Source organism: Chloracidobacterium sp. (genome assembly GCA_016711345.1).
GTDB lineage: Bacteria > Acidobacteriota > Blastocatellia > Pyrinomonadales > Pyrinomonadaceae > OLB17.
Window position 1 is genome coordinate 678,827 of the sequence record JADJTD010000001.1, and the last position, 15,709, is coordinate 694,535.

15 protein-coding genes are annotated in these 15,709 nt (G+C 47.6%); 6 read left to right on the forward strand and 9 right to left on the reverse strand.

All coding sequences use genetic code 11. The features are described from left to right. Window positions 1-2: 2 nt before the first annotated feature. Window positions 3-1,187 carry a succinylglutamate desuccinylase/aspartoacylase family protein gene (locus IPL32_02970; GenBank protein ID MBK8464767.1) on the reverse strand — a complete coding sequence of 395 codons (1,185 nt, stop codon included), beginning with the start codon at window positions 1,185-1,187 and terminating at the stop codon, window positions 3-5. Window positions 1,188-1,483: 296 nt separating this feature from the next. Between IPL32_02970 and IPL32_02975 the strand changes: the two genes are divergently transcribed. Next, the gene (locus IPL32_02975) at window positions 1,484-2,338 is read left to right on the forward strand and encodes a universal stress protein (protein MBK8464768.1); all 855 of its coding nucleotides are present in this window, start codon (window positions 1,484-1,486) and stop codon (window positions 2,336-2,338) included. Window positions 2,339-2,446: 108 nt separating this feature from the next. Here IPL32_02975 and IPL32_02980 read toward each other — a convergent pair whose 3' ends face one another. From IPL32_02980 to IPL32_02995, 4 genes are all read right to left on the reverse strand, one after another. Beyond that, entirely contained in the window at window positions 2,447-2,656 is a 210-nt protein-coding gene (locus tag IPL32_02980; protein MBK8464769.1) for a hypothetical protein, read from the reverse strand. A gap of 147 nt (window positions 2,657-2,803) precedes the next feature. After that, window positions 2,804-3,571 (reverse strand): Crp/Fnr family transcriptional regulator, encoded by a 768-nt coding sequence (locus IPL32_02985; GenBank protein MBK8464770.1) that lies wholly within the window; start codon window positions 3,569-3,571, stop codon window positions 2,804-2,806. Window positions 3,572-3,831: 260 nt separating this feature from the next. Next, window positions 3,832-4,488, reverse strand: coding sequence for a response regulator transcription factor (locus tag IPL32_02990; protein ID MBK8464771.1), 657 nt, complete (start codon window positions 4,486-4,488; stop codon window positions 3,832-3,834). Window positions 4,489-4,492: 4 nt separating this feature from the next. After that, window positions 4,493-7,333, reverse strand: a complete 2,841-nt coding sequence (locus tag IPL32_02995; protein ID MBK8464772.1) for a PAS domain S-box protein — start codon at window positions 7,331-7,333, stop codon at window positions 4,493-4,495. 920 nt (window positions 7,334-8,253) lie between these two features. Between IPL32_02995 and IPL32_03000 the strand changes: the two genes are divergently transcribed. The 3 genes from IPL32_03000 to IPL32_03010 all read left to right on the forward strand — a co-directional run bounded on the left by IPL32_03000 (window position 8,254) and on the right by IPL32_03010 (window position 8,891). Continuing rightward, window positions 8,254-8,406: a lmo0937 family membrane protein gene (locus tag IPL32_03000; protein ID MBK8464773.1), complete on the forward strand. Its 153-nt coding sequence runs from the start codon at window positions 8,254-8,256 to the stop codon at window positions 8,404-8,406. Window positions 8,407-8,512: 106 nt separating this feature from the next. Further along, entirely contained in the window at window positions 8,513-8,677 is a 165-nt protein-coding gene (locus IPL32_03005; protein MBK8464774.1) for a hypothetical protein, read from the forward strand. A 52-nt stretch (window positions 8,678-8,729) separates the two neighbouring features. Next, complete coding sequence (locus IPL32_03010; protein ID MBK8464775.1) at window positions 8,730-8,891, forward strand: hypothetical protein; 162 nt, start codon at window positions 8,730-8,732, stop codon at window positions 8,889-8,891. A gap of 156 nt (window positions 8,892-9,047) precedes the next feature. Here the strand turns inward: IPL32_03010 and IPL32_03015 are convergent, their stop codons facing one another. From IPL32_03015 to IPL32_03030, 4 genes are read right to left on the reverse strand one after another with little or no spacing between them, the layout of a single operon-like run. Beyond that, on the reverse strand, window positions 9,048-10,298 hold the full coding sequence (locus IPL32_03015) for a hypothetical protein (protein ID MBK8464776.1): 1,251 nt from the start codon (window positions 10,296-10,298) through the stop codon (window positions 9,048-9,050). A gap of 10 nt (window positions 10,299-10,308) precedes the next feature. After that, complete coding sequence (locus IPL32_03020) at window positions 10,309-11,763, reverse strand: ATP-dependent DNA ligase (protein ID MBK8464777.1); 1,455 nt, start codon at window positions 11,761-11,763, stop codon at window positions 10,309-10,311. Continuing rightward, entirely contained in the window at window positions 11,753-12,466 is a 714-nt protein-coding gene (locus IPL32_03025) for a hypothetical protein (GenBank protein ID MBK8464778.1), read from the reverse strand. The genes IPL32_03020 and IPL32_03025 overlap by 11 nt, the downstream gene beginning before the upstream one ends. Before the next feature lie 3 nt (window positions 12,467-12,469). Then, entirely contained in the window at window positions 12,470-13,081 is a 612-nt protein-coding gene (locus IPL32_03030; GenBank protein MBK8464779.1) for a hypothetical protein, read from the reverse strand. A 367-nt stretch (window positions 13,082-13,448) separates the two neighbouring features. Here IPL32_03030 and IPL32_03035 point away from each other — a divergent pair, with 367 nt between their 5' ends. Next, window positions 13,449-14,252, forward strand: coding sequence for a hypothetical protein (locus tag IPL32_03035; protein ID MBK8464780.1), 804 nt, complete (start codon window positions 13,449-13,451; stop codon window positions 14,250-14,252). A gap of 152 nt (window positions 14,253-14,404) precedes the next feature. Then, entirely contained in the window at window positions 14,405-15,682 is a 1,278-nt protein-coding gene (locus IPL32_03040) for a hypothetical protein (protein MBK8464781.1), read from the forward strand. Window positions 15,683-15,709 lie beyond the last annotated feature (27 nt).

The following is a 15,709-nucleotide window of genomic DNA, read 5'->3' on the forward strand; positions in this document are numbered from 1 at the left end:
CTCTACATTCCCTTCCATTTGAACGGTGCGTCAGTGTCGTGCTTCCGGCGACTAACGACCAAGTTATTGCCTATCCAACGACGACGGCGAAATCCCAACAGGTGAAAGACTTGCAGCGGGAAAAGCCGCGCTACGCTTGTATTAACTATCAAGGTTCCCGGATCGTCCGGATCGCGCACGACGCCGGGAAGAATATGAATGATCTTCTGAATACCTATGTTCCGAAGAACACCCGAGAGCCACAGCCAGAAGGGAGATATCTCGCGGCCTATGAAAAAGCCGTCGTTGCCAAGTTTTTGATACAGCGGCATCAGTAAGAGGCCTGATTCAATGGCGGTGATCGGTCCGTTTTTATCCCTGGCAAGAATCTGGCCTTTCGTGACACGATCGAAGTTCTTAAAGCCGGGCAGCATTTCAAATTCATCTTTCTCAGAGATCTCATGGCGAAAGCGGACCTCGAAAAGTCTCGCTCCGCGTCGTTCGGCGTCAAGCAGATGGCGAGATGTTTCGATAGCCGGAAGGTCGGCCGCATCCAGAACACCGGAGTTTGCCATTGCTAGCCAGACGAGTGCTTCATGATTCGTGACAGTTTCAGGAGAAAGATGCTGTCCGCCCTCAAAACCCATCGTTACCGCACCGGCATTATTGAGATACTCGAGCATTGTTCCATCAAGCTGCTCTTCAATACCGAGAAGTATCGTTACCGGAAATTTTTTCGCAAATGCGCGATTTCGCAACGTGTCGCCAACTGTCGCAAATGGCATCCCGTCTGATGATGTTGAATGAAGGTCAACAACAAATACCTCATCCATTGCCGTGATCAAGATACCGTCCAGTAAATGGTCAAGTTCAGTTAGCTCAACTCCCTCAGAGGTTTCTAACAACTCATCAGTGCCGATACTGGACATATTTTTCGGCGTCCAATGACGATTGAGATCCGTATCGACAAAACGCACGCCTTCGTGAAGAGCTCTGGTGTTTCCCGCAAGAAAATAAACGCGCCCTTTGAGTTTCCCCGTCAAATTATTTAGCTGCTTCGACAAATTTGAGAGAGCCGCTGAACCGCCGGGTTCATTTCCATGAAGACTGCCGATAACAATTAACGTCGGCCCGCTCGGATTGCCGATAAACGCACCGATCAAATGCTCCCCGACGCCATCAACCGGAGATTCCGAACTAGACTTCATTTCAATCCTTTTTTCTATTGTCGTATGTGTTGTAGTTTCCATCACACCATTATGATGCAACCATCGTTCCGTAACACCGGATCATATATTTCCCGATCTCATTGCTCCAAAAGACTCTGGCGGAAAACAATTCTGTGCAAAGCGAGAACTTTTAGCAGTGTTCCGCGAAAAAACTCGCACTAATTGAACTAATGGCTGCCTAAATGCAGCAATATGGGTGGCATATCTTTTGCATTTGATGATGTCTGACCATTCACCGAAGAAGAATGGCGATCTTCAAAGTTGAGGCAACTACGATGCGAATTCTAATAGGTTATAACGGATCCGACGCGGCAAGAGCCGCTCTTCAAGATCTTCGCTACGCGGGATTTCCGGACGATACTGAGGCTCTTTTGCTTACGGTGTCCGAGTTTTGGTTGGAGCCAAAGACAGCCGACGAAGCGACGGCGATCGCCTTGGCCGGAAAAGACGCTTTATCCAGCGAATTTCCAACCTGGACAATTACCGCGGAGACAGCCTCAGGCTCTCCGCCGCGAGAGATACTCGCGAGGGCTGAGTCATTCGGGCCTGATGTAATAATCGTTGGCGAACCGAGTCATATGACCAGTTCGGGAAACATTTTCGTTGGACACACATCACAGACAATATTGACCGAGGCCGGATGCTCGGTTCGCATCGCACGTCAACGAGAAGGTACTCATGCTCGTTCACCAAAGATCCTTGTTGGTTTTGATGGATCCGCGGGAGCAATACGTATTGTCGATTCGATCGCCAGGCGAGTGTGGTCCGCGAATACGCAGGTACGATTGCTGGCAGTCGCCGATGCCTCGGTGTTAGGGATGATCGGACGATTTACGCCGCAAATGAAGAACGCAACTGTTGAAGCGAAGTTCGCGATACAGTGGGCAGAAACACTCGCCGCCGCATCACTGGAAAAGCTTGAGAGCGCGGGCGTATCGTCGTCGATAGAAGTCCGTCTCGGCAACCCCAAATACGAAATAATCGAAGAAGCCGAAAACTGGAATGCTGATGCCGTATTCGTTGGCCCTCACTGTGCACCTGATTCATTTGAGAGGTTTTTGATCGGCAGCGTTTCCATCGCCGTCGCATCAAGAGCTTCTTGTTCCGTCGAGGTTGTTCGAAAATCGTAGTAAAAAGTCAAGCTACATATAATAAATACGATCTGACACTTGATTCAACTTGAGCAATTTAGCTGACTTTATATTTATGAGAGCGAATTCGTACAGGTGCGAAGTAGATCAACGCGAATTTGCACTATTAATATTTGCCGGACTTTCGATATTCCCGTCTCTCGTCGCTACCAATAAGAATAAAAAGAAAAGTACTCCTGCGATTAAAACAAAAGCACCTATTGAAATTATGGCCCAATTTACTCCGCGAAAGGCCTTAGCGGTATCCTCGCGAACAACTTTGTCTTCTCCTTTTACGTGTATGACATCTTTAGACATCAGTTCCTCCCTTTAAAATTGTTTGGCGGGGTACCGAATGAACGGTTGGTGAGGATGTTCAAGGATGGTCGGCCCCCACCAGACGGGTCAAGGTTAAGTTACCTTGCCTTTACTGAAACTTCAGTTATGATTGACTAAAAAATTGAATTAAAAGGTCGGTGCGGCAAATCCGATCTCCATATAGCACGAACAAGCTGACTGTTCGACACGTCGCCTATCGCGAATTGTAATTCCGCCTCGCGAATAGCTGATGAGATTTCCATCTCTTAATTCCTGAGCGATACAAGTAATACTCGGCCGGTAAACTCCTAGTGTTCTGGCAATTTGTTCGTGCGTCAGGTTTAAAATGCGCTGTCCGCAACGGTCCTGTACCATAAGCAGCCATGTACACAGCCTTTCCCTAACTGAGTGATACATATTGCAAATCGCCTTCTGAGAGATCTGTCTGATATAAATATCGACAAAGTGGCTGAGACTGGTGCGAACTTTTTCGTTTGAGCGCAATAATTTATCAAACGCTTCGGTATCGATTCGCCGGGCAGTTCCTGCCTGTGATACCTGAGTACAATTTGGAGCAAAATGTGAATTCGAGAACATTGACGAAAGCCCAACAGCTCCTTCCTTTCCGGTAACTGCGATCTCGACCATGCGGCCGTCTTCGAGAATTTTGAATTCTGAAACGACAGCAGTTTCCGGAAAATAGATAAATTCGAGCCGGTCTTCTTCCTGATATAGAAATTGCTCCTTGGTCAGCAAGACAGGTTTCAACGCCGGCCTTAACAACTTGAGCATTTCCTCCGGCAAAGTGCTGAGAATCAAGTTTTTGGTTTCGGGCGCAACATTGTTTGGTCGTCCCGTTTCGATATCCACATATTCATGATCAAAACTTGAGTGTGAAACGTCTCTGAAATCCATATTGCTTTCCCCCTTTGAAATGCTGTTTACCTTTTAAAGCTTTGAAGTTTTGAGCAAGGAATTGTGGCTCAACTCCTTGCTCGTCCCCCTTGGATATTGAACGGGCGACCCCTTAATTGATTTCCACTCCATCACTAGCGATAACCCGCCATTGGCCCATTCAATAGTCTAATTATGTCTGGAAGTCGTTTCGGGGGAAATCAGGAAAAAGGACAACTTCTCTAGGGGAATTCCCTGATAAGGATCTGATTGTTTTGAGGTTAATTATCTTGCAGCCAATCCTGCAGAATAGCGTAGCGTACAATATCGATCCGGCTCGAGATGCCGAGTTTTTTCATCGCATTTGTTTTGTGGCTCTCAATGGTCTTGACGCTAAGTCCCAACCACTCGGCGACCTCTTTGTTACTGTAGCCAAATGAGATCAGCTTGAGCACCTCGTTTTCTCGGTCTGTCAGGTCGCCTTTGTTTTCTCCGCGCAAGGACGTGGCGCGATTAACATAACCGCCCATTACTTTGCGGGTGAGGGCGGGATCGAGGTACGAGTTCCCTGCCGCAACCGTGCGTATTGCATTAATAAGTTCTGTCGGAGCACTCTGTTTGAGCACATATCCGTTAGCTCCCGCACCTATTAATTGCTGTAGATAACCGTCATCCGTGTGACGTGTCAAGGTTAGTATCTTTATGTCGGGATTTTGTCGACGCAGCCGTTTCGTTGCTTTTAAGCCATTTAAAGTAGGCATCGAAACGTCCATCACGATAATATCAGGGGCAAGGCGCTCCGCTTCTTTGATAGCGATCTCACCATCACCGGCTTCGCCGACAACCTCCATATCAGGCTGGGCATTAACCAGCAGTTTCACACCTTCGCGGACAGTCTGATGATCTTCTGCAAGAAGAATGCGTATTATTTTACTCATTGGTTTATTTAGAAAAAGGTACCCGAACGTAGATAGTAGTACCTTTACCAGGAGACGACTCGATCTCGATATCTCCGCCGATCAGTATTGCCCGTTCCTCCATTCCTACCAACCCTAGCCCCTTCCCGGATTGGCGGGCAGCTCTTTTTTTAACAGGATCAAAACCTTTTCCATCGTCTTCAATTATAAGAATAAGGCTTTGCTCACGCCTTTCGAGCAAAACCGTGACGTGTTCAGCCTCTGCATGCTTAGCGATATTGTTGAGTGCTTCTTGTGATATACGATAGAGATGTGTCTCGGTCTCCTGATCCAGCCGATCTTTGGGAAGTCCCGCCGAATGAAAGTCGGCCGAGATATCATAGTGTCGTGACCATTCGTTCACATACGCCGCAACCGCATCCAATAGACCAAGATCATCAAGCGTTGTAGGACGAAGTTCCCAAGTAAGGAAGCTGACCTCGGAATCCAGAAGTTCGGCAATTTCCTGAAGCCGGTTTACCCGTGTCGTAAATTCATCGCTTCCCGGAGCAAGCTCATGCAGCGACGCAAGTTTTAACCGAAGAGCCGTCAACCGTTGGCCCATCTGATCGTGAAGGTCACGGGCTATCCTGCGGCGTTCAAATTCCTGACTCGAAACGAGTCGTCCGAGCAATTCAATACGCTCTTTCTCTGCCGTCTCACGCTCTTGTATTTCTTGAACCAATGCCTCATTCGATTCAGCAAGTTCCCTTGTTCGTTCTTTTACTTTGTCTTCAAGGTCATCGTACGCCCGTTGAAGTTCTTCGGCGTGACGTTTCTTTTCGGTCAGGTCGCTTACGATCTTTACATAACCTGTAACAGCTTCACCTACATGCACAGGCATTAACACCCCACTAGCAAAAAAACTCTCGCCGTCTTTCCTTAAAAGCCATCGTTCGTCCGATGCTCGTCTATTCCGTCGCGCCGTTCCCATCTCAACCTTCGGGATCGCACTTGCGACGTCTTCTGCGGTAAAAAGAACTGCGTAAGGTTGTCCAAGCACTTCATCGTTTGAGTACCCGAACATGATCTCAGCACCTTTATTCCAACTATTGATGACCCCATTTCCATCCAGTGAAAAAATGGCATAGTCGGTCAGACTGTCCATCATGAGGCCAAGCCGTTCCTCACTCGAGCGCAAAAGATCTTCAGAATGCTTGAGATCAGTAAGATCATGAGTCAAACCGTAATACCCATGCACCTTCCCATCGACTCCAATATCGGGAATATATGAAATATTTACATATTTACCGCCTCCGTGTTTGTAGTTCAATGTGCTCTCAAAATTACATTTCCTGCCAGACAAGACGCCATCGATGTAAGGCTTAAGAACATTATAAGTTTCCGGCCCGAATATATCCTTCGGACCTTTTCCTATGATCTCTTCATTAGGAATACCAAACCAGTCAGTAAATCTCTGGTTAGCAAAACGATAACATTCGGTCTTATCAACATAGGAAATAAGCGCTGGCACCGCATTGGTGACAAGTCTCAATTGATTGTCGCTGATCTTAATCTTCTCCTCGATCTCTTTTCTCGATGTTATGTCGGTATTCACGCCGTACATTCGTAAAACGTCGCCGCCTGCGTCACGCAAAACCGCAGCCCGGGCATTGATCCATCGAACAGAGCCGTCAGCTAAAACAATTCGAAATTCATCCTGGAATGCGTCGCCGCCCGACACCAGGGTTTGACGCAGCTTGTCCTTTACCCTCTCACGGTCATCCTTAGAAAGATGAGAACTCCAAAATGCCTCGTCTGGATTGAAATTGCTTAAACCAGAATCATGGCCGTAAATAGACCACATGGTTTCTGACCAATACGTCTTTCCAGATCTATGATCCCAATCAAAGATGCCAACCTTTCCTGCCTCTTGCGCTAGTTTGCGTCGCTCTTCCGATTCCACCAGAATTGCCGCCTGCTCGGCTTCGCGTTTTGCCTGTCTGCTTATCGAACCAGCGGTCAACCACAATAGACCAATGAGTAAGGCTATTTCGATCAGCGTCCTCGCGGCTGTTCCAAAAGCAAGGTCGTATAGCCCAGCACGTTCCCCTGACAATCTTACCAAGCCTAGAAAAAATGGTAACAGAATAAGGACCGGAGTTGCTCTTCGAACCAAAATTCCAGCGGGGCTGTCTTCGGCCAACATTCTCAACGGTCCAGCATCAGGTATTGAAAGGATAAGGGCAATAGCTATCGCCAAGATGAACGTCGCAGTTTGCAAAGCGATAACCGTTAAACGTGGGATCGTATAAAGAACCTCAGCTCCGTAAATAAAACCAGTGATCGAAAGCGTAGAGATTGCTAATGTGCAGAGTAGTAGAGCAGACGCAAGAACGTCGTACCTTTTGTATCCTTTAACATCTTTTTTTTGACGAAAAGCAGTTAGCAAAATGATTGCCGACCCAATCAACGTCCATGAAGCCGAGCCCGGCGTTCCCATTCGACCCGGTGCGATAACTCCGACGCGCCCCCAATCGCGGCCAAACATAAAGAACGTGTTCAGAGTGCTAAAATTTAGATCGAAGACTATCTGTAGAATCGAAGATGCACCAATTAGCAGCACCAGAATTCCAAATGCAGCGGCAATCCGGCTAAAGCCATAGATCATCAGTAGGACTGCGGCGGCTGCCGCCATCGCAGCGATTGCTGAATTTGGTTGGATTGAAATGCCGCTTCCATCCCAGTCAGTCAGAAGCTCAAGATTCGCTACCCAGCCGGTGATGGAAACCATGCCGCCTAAAAGAGCATACAAGGCGAGCAAGATAGCTGACATTCTCGGCCAGAGCAGCGACACCCTTGGTGATGCATCACGTTCGATGGTCATTCCCATTAGCCGTTAAAACTACTTAGAGTCTGCATTTACCTGCAATCACACACAAAATTCCTTTTCTTCATAATATCAGAAAACGGTATATCGAAAATAAACCAGGCACATTTGTTTTCTCTGCAACTAGGGCTATCCACTTGTATTAAAATCACTTTAGTAATAGTTTAGTGCAGTATATAGTTGTAATATTTTAAATTCGCGACCACGCCATCACATGGAAAGCGAAAATCTCATAAGCTGTCAGTGGAGCTACTGCATAGACGAAGCGGCTAGGCACGCCGTTTTTGCGGAGCGCGTTTTCGAATCGTGCAACGACATTAGCCAGTCAGATTTACCCCAACCCTCAGAACATCTCGATCTTTGCCAAAAGCATCTCGAGATCATTTCCCTTCAATATGTCCACGTCACCACTTATGAACTCGGAGCGTGTCCTCATCATCATCTCCCTAAAACAAGATAACTAATTCCCAAGTGCTACATATGTATGCTGGGATAAAGCCCATATTGTTTTTTCTGTGCATTATTATTAACAGAAATGGGGGTTATTCTAAGGCATCCGAACAAGTAAACTAAGAACATCACTTTCACATGGCCCCCAAAAAAGACAATTTGGAAAAAAGACCAAAAGAAACGTAACGGTGCCTGCACGATAACCAAAAAAGGAGTTGAACTATGGAAAACGATGGAACGTGTAAACATGATCGGTGTCATTGTCCCGTGGCGGACAACGGCGACTTTTGTAGCCGTCAATGCAGCGACAGTGTCGATCAAGACTTGATTGGGATCGCCTGCACTTGTGGACATGCATCATGCGGGTAAATCAAAATTCAGCTTCTGTATGTTAGCGAACATTCAGCAGCCCTCAACTTAAATAGAATATAGGTTGAAGATTGTTAATTCGAGGGAGGAAAATTATTATGCTTTGGACTATTGTTCTAATACTGTTGGTGCTTTGGGCACTGGGATTCGGCTTTATGCCGGCTGCTGGAAGCCTCATCCATCTACTTCTGGTGATCGCCTTGATCGTATTCATCGTTCAACTAATCACCGGACGCCGGGCGTCATTGTGAAAACAGTGTAAAACTAGTAATCAGGGAGATCGTAATCGGTCTCCTTTTTTATTTGACAGGCTGAGTCATGCCTTCCCGAATAAAAATGTGAAAAAATAATACGGGAGTGCCTGTTGATGAGACCCATGGCATTATTCTGACGATTGTCACGCTCGAAGAAGCCCTTGAAACCACCGCAACATTTCTGACTCTGGTAGTTTCACTTGAAGCCATCTCCTTTTCAACATTCATCCTAATCAGGCAGAATCACGAAACAAAGGAACCCGATTGACCTAATCAACTCGACTTGGAAATTAACATGCTTGTCGCGAGAGATTTCGAAGATGCTTGATTTGCTTCCATGCGTTGCCATCAAGGTCGTGGATTCGGAGGACACCCCTAAAGCCGCAGCCTTGCTGCAACCTAATGATCCGCAGAGGATAGTAAAAGCAAATAATGTCGACAAACGAGATCTTAAGGAAGTGGACAAAGTCGATGGAAAATAAGTGAAGAAAATGGACCCACTGTTACATAGGAGACATTCAAACACTGGATCAACACGTACTATTGATTTTGGGGAGCGAGCCTGGGTAGAACCCGGCTCGCGCAAACCCCGGTTAGTCAGGGAAAACGTCCCGACTCGCTCCCCGTAAAGAGAACCGTCAGTTACTTCGACTAACAAATTTGTTCGGAAGTCCGTGCGGTTTTGCAACTAATATCTTCGTCGCTTCAAGCGCGTTCTTATAGGCGTCTTTGTCATTTTGGGGGCTGCATGCAACTGCTCTGTCATCGATAAATGCAGCAGCACGCGGTTTTCCTTGTCCGACATAGACGTCGCTGTAGGGAAATTTGTGCCTTTCGAGCCATTCGATAATGTGAATACGAAGCTGCCCCGGCGTTATACGCGAGCCTTCTGCTATATCCTGTGCGCAGCGCGAGCTGAAGATCACGATCTCTGCGATCCTCGCAAGATCTTTGGTAAATTTCAGTGCTCCTGGGATCGGATCGCCGATGTGTTCGATTCCTCGCCATTTGTCGTATTGTGCGAGGACGCCGTCGAGATCGAGACAAATGCGTGGCTTGCGAGTAGCCGGTTCTCGTTTTTTTGGAGCAGGAGCTTGTGTTAGTGATCGCTTTGTTGCGGCCTTGGCCTTTTTAGGAAGTTTTGATAGCCGAGTTGCGATCAACGCCTCGATAGCATCGCCGCCTTCAAGCCATTCGTTCTCACCGGCGATCGCGTCAAAATTCCACACACGCGTATAAAACAACCTTGTATGATGCCGCCCGGGAACTCGAAGCGTATAGGGCAGATCATTAGGGCCGACGGCCCGCTTCGGAGGAAATATTTCCGGTTTGCGAGGCAAGCCGAGCCGCTCCCAATCCGATCTCAAATTATCGGCAAAATCGAAAACGTCGGCAAGCGCATATTCCTTATCAAGTAGAACCCAAACGTGATAACCGCCGACACCGTTGCTGTCGAGCAGCAACGGATCCATTCCCTGCGAACGTAACTTTTCTGCCCATTCGAGAGCGGCAGCAAAATTTGCTTCTGCGATCTCACCGGCGTTTGGGACCGTTTCATCATGAAGATCGACATCGACCGAGAACCATTTGCACGTCGCATGATCGCTAATAGAAAAAAGCCCGATCAAATGTGCTGCCGATTTGCCGGAAAAATGCCGCACCAATTTAGTGAGCGTCACCATGTCCGTACCCAATTTGCGCCGCTCAGGAACCGGCAGCATAAAAACGCGAATTTTTCCTTCTTTGAGGGTGTACTGGCTCCAAACGTCACGGCGATTCACAAGCCGTTCCATCGCCCATTCTGCAAGATCATCCGCATAACGCATCCACTCCTCAGCGATCCAAAGGAGACGTTTGTTTCCGGCAAATTCGTAGAATGGTGCAGGCATTATTAAGCTGTTATTTCACTTTTTCCCAGCCGCTAATAAAATTCTTCTTCGCCATCTCGTCGAAAAATTTGCGAGCTGTCTTTTCATTATTTGAGATCTTCATGTCGCGTTCAAGCGGATTTTGCCTGTTCGGGCTAAAGTCGGTGAGGTAAACAACATAACCCGGAAACTCGCCGCGATCGGTTTTGTTGGTTTTCCATAGCAGCAATTTACGAACCATCTTGTTGCCCTTCATCATTTTTACATACACGGTTCGCTCAAGTATCTCGCTCGCCGGATCTTCGTCCGCATGAGCGCTTTTGTCGGATTCCAGAACATCGACGAGATCGGTCACTTGGCTGATATTTGCATCCTCAGGAATCGCTTCCTTGTCATCACGCATCCGTATAAATTGCGGCGAGATCACACTCACGAGCGGCATGCGCGTCAAGGCAGAATATCGCTTCCCGTCCCAATCAAGCACCATTCTTTTTACCGGCCCTCCGCGAGCGCGTTCGACGATCATATCAAGGCAGGTAATTTCTATCACAGGCCCGGGACGTATCATTTCATAAGCGACATAGTCATTATTCACCGCTACATAATCAGACGGAACGATGCGTTTTTTAAGGTCGGCGGCGATCGTTTTTCGATCTTCATCAGTAAATCCTCCGCCAACGCGCGTGAATTCGTGAAACGTCCCGTCATTACGCACAACCGCAACAAGCAGATCGTGCAGCAGACCTTTGCGACCTTCCTCACCTTCCGAATATCCGATGATCGCAACATCAAGAGTGTGCCGCGACTTGATCTTGAACCAACCGGCCTGATCATGCCGCACAACGACGCCTTCGGAGCCTTCACCGACGACCCAATCTGTGAAATATTCCAACACAGCATCGACCTTGTCCGTTTTGTGATGCTCAGCGGGATGAACTCGCTTGCCTTTGCCAAACCATTTTGTGAGCAAAGAAAAAACCTTTGCGGCTTCGGTTATCGAATCGCCGTCGGCATCGACCAAGTCATAAACCGCAAGCCCTATCTTCTCCAGTTGCTCTTTCGACGACGGCGAACGCAAAACGCGCACAACCTGCTGAACCGGATGAGCTTTCGTAGCATCTTCTTTTACATAAAGCTCCGCACCAAAAATGCATGATTTGACCATCGCTTTTTTCAAAAGCTCTTCAGCTTCTTCATAACACGGCAAGCCGACACGAACCGTTCCGCCAGGGTTTACCGAGATGATCTTTTTTCCATCAAAAAAGACCAACGCCATCTCACCGTCGTATTTGCGGCTGACAAACATTCCGCGCGCTTTTGGCAACTTGAAAATATCTTCGGACGGCAGGGCTCGCATCAGGCCGCTAATCTTGCGCTTGTATTCCTGCGCCCTTATGTGCAGCGACGGATCAGCAAGATCAGTCACCTTGCCTATGCAATAACCGAATTTGCACGTAAATTTCTTTTTATCGAAATCAAGATTCATCCGTCGCAAGCCCCTTTGGTTTTTTCAGTTCCATATTCGATAAATGAAGGATCAGGCAATACGCATCACCTTTAATGCGGCCTTCCAGAAACGCGTTGTAAGGTTTGCCGCCGCGGTTCATCACGAGCGGTTCGTTACCTTTTTCCCCACCGCGAACGAGCAGCAGCGCATTTCGTTTGTCCAGATCTTTCGCCATCTCATACAAAAAATCAAACGTCAGGCCGTTTATATGGACGAGCTGCTTTTTATTTGTAAACACAAACCGGTGAGCGGCTTCTTCTTTCTTAATAAACTTCCCCGTCCAGCGCATCGGAAACTCGCCATTCATATTTTGAGGTTCTTTCTTGCGCGGCCTGCGCTCGCGAACCGTGCCGTCAGGGTTGTAGATCACTTCGATCTCTTCGACCAGATGAATAATGCCTTTCTTGGTCACATACACTCTCGCCATATCGGTCAGAAACATTCCAAACGCTTCGATGTCGATCTCTGGATCTTCTTTAATAAGGGCCTCAGCAACCTTGTCCAGCTTTTTCTTTTTCGCAAGCAACTCCGGCAGATCGTGCAATACGTCAGTCTTTAATAATTTGCGGGTTGAAACCGGACGGCCTTTCGCATCCGTGTAGCGAATCTCGCGTTTTGGATTGAGCGCCTCTGTAGCTACAACGGCATCACGATTCTTAGGATTAGTAATATTGATCGGCATAGTTTATAAAAGATCAAAATCAATATCGTCCGCTGAGATCTCTTCTTCCTCGGCTGACTCTAAAATGGCAGCCTGATTGAGCTTTACAAATTCGAACTCAGCCTGTTTTCCAACGACCATAAAAGCCTCACCGCCGACGCCGATCAAAAACGCATTGTCGTATTCGATACCGCCGCGCCAGCTAAAGGAAAACGTAAAAATGCGTTCTGTTGAAAGATGATCGTGCAATTCGGAAATATCGGCGTCCTCGTGCGGTCCGACAATGTAAACGTTCTTCACAACTTGTGTGAAGTAATCCTCAACGGTGGCAGGTTTGAGAATGTTCGTCTGATTGAATGATGATGGAACCTGTTCGATCTTTTCGCCGTCGATAGTGATCGGCAAAAGATCGTTTCGATCAACCGAATCGCCCTTGTCGGTAACCGTCGCGAGCGCCGTGCCGCCTTTGTCGATCAAAGTCTTGCCGTCCGCCGCCAGAACTCGCAGCGAAGCCTCGCGGCCTTTCTCGTCAAACGCCTCGATCTCGACACGTCCGTAAAGTTTGTCGCGGTCGATCTTTACGAGCGTAACCGGAAATTCTGTGCCGTCAAGCGAAAGGACCAGTGCTCTTGCCATACCTCAAAATTTATCCAAAAGAACAACTTAATCGAATAATATATTATACCCGCAGTCGCTGTAAATCTATGAAAAATAAGCTGTTCATAGAGATCAAATACAAAAAAGGTGTCTTTCTCGATTTGAAAAAGACACCGTAGAACACGCGTTAAGCGTCAGTATAAAAGAAAAATGATAAGTTCATCATAGCCAGATCACATCTGTGCTTTTGTATGAAAGACTACAAATCGAAAAAAAACTTCTATGCCCCTATTGAAAAAGTCGTATATGATATTAGCAACTAGCTGATTGTTTTTATCATCAATCTTCCCGAAGGCTTAGGCCGTCATCTTTAGACATTTTGTCAAAATCACTTGCCGGAGGACATATGAGTTTCAAATCCAGATCTTTGCAGATAATCTGCGCGGTGACCCTTATCACGACATTGGCGACATTCGCCTTTGCAGACACAATACGCTTTAAAGATGGCAGTATTATTAAAGGACGTATCGCGAGTTTTAGCGGCGGAAAATTTGTGATTGATATTGGTGAAGGGGCCCGGCTTCGGCAGCTTACCTTTGAAGCCGACGAGATCGAATCGATTACATTCGACAATACGGCCGCGCAAACTTCCAAGCCTGCGTCCGTGCCGGCGTCATACGCCAAAACGGAACAAAAGCCGCCAACTCCGCCGCAAGTGATCGTTACAGACACCACCAGGTCCGGCCAAACACAAACGTCGACACTACCTAAGCCACAACCTCAAACATCGTCACAGCCTCGCCCCACCGTGTCCAGCTCAAAGGTTCCGCCGATCGAATGGAGCACAAAGGTTCTCGCCGACAATACTTCAAACGGCTGGACAAATGCGGGTTGGGTCGTAAAGAAAGGACAGCGGATAAAGATCACCGGCGAAGGCAGCGTTTCGCTCGGCAAAGGCCAAACCTGTTCGCCTTCCGGCATCTCGGAACTCGAAGATGATAAGAAGTTGATCAAAAGCGTTCCGACAGGAGCTCTCATCGCTGTCATCGGCGATGATAACAACGAATTCATCTACATCGGTGCCGAACGCGAATTTACCGCAACACGCGATGGCACACTTTTCCTCGGCATCAACGAAGGCAATCTCAACGACAACTCCGGCTCGTTTAATGTAAAGATCGAGATCATTCCCAACGGCGACATCAAATAATGGGGTCAAGTTAAAGCAGCGGAAGAACGCTCGTCCTCGCGAACACCAAAATTGCCGGTTTATTCAATTCGTTCGCTTTTTCTTGATAATATCCAACTAAAGACGGACACTAGGTATCTAAACTTACAGATTTGTCCGTGTTGGATATGAGTATGGCTAACTTCAAGTTTTTGCGGGAATTATTCGCAATCTTTACGATATTGTTGCAATCGTTGGCCTTCACTGGTTATGCCGCTGCTCAGTCGAAGCCGCAGAAAGTAGAACGGCCGACCAGTGAAGGCAAAAAGAACACTCGCCCTGTTCCATTGTCGCCTGAAGAGCAAAAAAAGGCGGACGAAGAAAAAAAACGTTTAGAAGAAGAGAAGAATGCAGTTGTCGATGACACCGTCGAGAAGATCGACACCAACATTGTCAGCGTCGAGGCCGTCGTTTATAACAAAAAAACGGGCCAGATAATCAACGGCTTGAAGAAAGAGAATTTTGCGATCTTTGAGAATGGCGTCAAGCAGAACATCTCAAACTTCGCAACGCCGGAATCGCCTATCACAGTTACGCTCGTTGTAGAGTACAGCCGGTGGAGCGAAGCCTTTGGCCGTGCCGGCGGCGGACGTTTCGAGCCGGGCTATTACGAGGTCGTTCGTCCGGTCGCAGAGTTTTTGACGCGTTTCATCAAGCCGCCTAACGATTATGCATCAGTTATAGCATTCGACCTGCGGCCCACGCCGATAACAGACTTTACAAACGACCCACGAAGGATTAGCGATACCATAAACATCCTGCTTCGCAATTCGCCTGCCTTTACTGAAAATAATCTTTATGATTCGCTGAAATTTGCACTCGTCGGCGGCAAGGCCGATTCAGTCGTGTTGGAAAATTCAAAATCAGAAACATCCGATTACGAAGGCATGGTCGCGGTCAAATCAAGGCGAAAGGCGATCTTGCTTGTGGCTTCGGGGATCAATACGTTTAGCAAGACCAACTTCGACGAGGTCCGCCGGACGATACAGGAAACAGGAATTCCGATCTATATCATCAGTACCGGCAACCTTTACTGCAAAAAATACTGCGATTATCTCGACCCTTCGCGAGTGATGGTCGGCACACCTGACAGACTCGACTTTGCACAAGCGCAAAACGTGATGGACACTTTCGCAAAAGAAACCGGCGGCATGCACTTTCCTATGACATTTCCGAGCGAGATCCCGGGTTACTTAAATTCGATCAACGCGATGCTTCGCAGCCAATACTCGCTTGCCTACGACCTTGCCGAAGGCCATGTGGCGGGCAAGAAATATAAGCTTGAAGTCAAGGTCGATGTGGACGGAGACGGAATTTACGACGAAAAGGCATATGTCGTCCAGCATAAGCCTTTCTACACGACGCCGAAAGCCGAAGTGCCGAAGCAGAAAGTGCAGAAGCCAGCACGTTAGTAAGGGCTTAACTCAATTCTAACTGAA

Bases quoted from the DNA above. Each gene is read 5' to 3' on its own strand.
- IPL32_02970 (MBK8464767.1), bottom strand. From the start codon at position 1,187: ATGAAGTCTAGTTCGGAATCTCCGGTTGATGGCGTCGGGGAGCATTTG.
- IPL32_02975 (MBK8464768.1), top strand. From the start codon at position 1,484: ATGCGAATTCTAATAGGTTATAACGGATCCGACGCGGCAAGAGCCGCT.
- IPL32_02980 (MBK8464769.1), bottom strand. From the start codon at position 2,656: ATGTCTAAAGATGTCATACACGTAAAAGGAGAAGACAAAGTTGTTCGC.
- IPL32_02985 (MBK8464770.1), bottom strand. From the start codon at position 3,571: ATGGATTTCAGAGACGTTTCACACTCAAGTTTTGATCATGAATATGTG.
- IPL32_02990 (MBK8464771.1), bottom strand. From the start codon at position 4,488: ATGAGTAAAATAATACGCATTCTTCTTGCAGAAGATCATCAGACTGTC.
- IPL32_02995 (MBK8464772.1), bottom strand. From the start codon at position 7,333: ATGACCATCGAACGTGATGCATCACCAAGGGTGTCGCTGCTCTGGCCG.
- IPL32_03000 (MBK8464773.1), top strand. From the start codon at position 8,254: ATGCTTTGGACTATTGTTCTAATACTGTTGGTGCTTTGGGCACTGGGA.
- IPL32_03010 (MBK8464775.1), top strand. From the start codon at position 8,730: ATGCTTGATTTGCTTCCATGCGTTGCCATCAAGGTCGTGGATTCGGAG.
- IPL32_03015 (MBK8464776.1), bottom strand. From the start codon at position 10,298: ATGCCTGCACCATTCTACGAATTTGCCGGAAACAAACGTCTCCTTTGG.
- IPL32_03020 (MBK8464777.1), bottom strand. From the start codon at position 11,763: ATGAATCTTGATTTCGATAAAAAGAAATTTACGTGCAAATTCGGTTAT.
- IPL32_03025 (MBK8464778.1), bottom strand. From the start codon at position 12,466: ATGCCGATCAATATTACTAATCCTAAGAATCGTGATGCCGTTGTAGCT.
- IPL32_03030 (MBK8464779.1), bottom strand. From the start codon at position 13,081: ATGGCAAGAGCACTGGTCCTTTCGCTTGACGGCACAGAATTTCCGGTT.
- IPL32_03035 (MBK8464780.1), top strand. From the start codon at position 13,449: ATGAGTTTCAAATCCAGATCTTTGCAGATAATCTGCGCGGTGACCCTT.
- IPL32_03040 (MBK8464781.1), top strand. From the start codon at position 14,405: ATGGCTAACTTCAAGTTTTTGCGGGAATTATTCGCAATCTTTACGATA.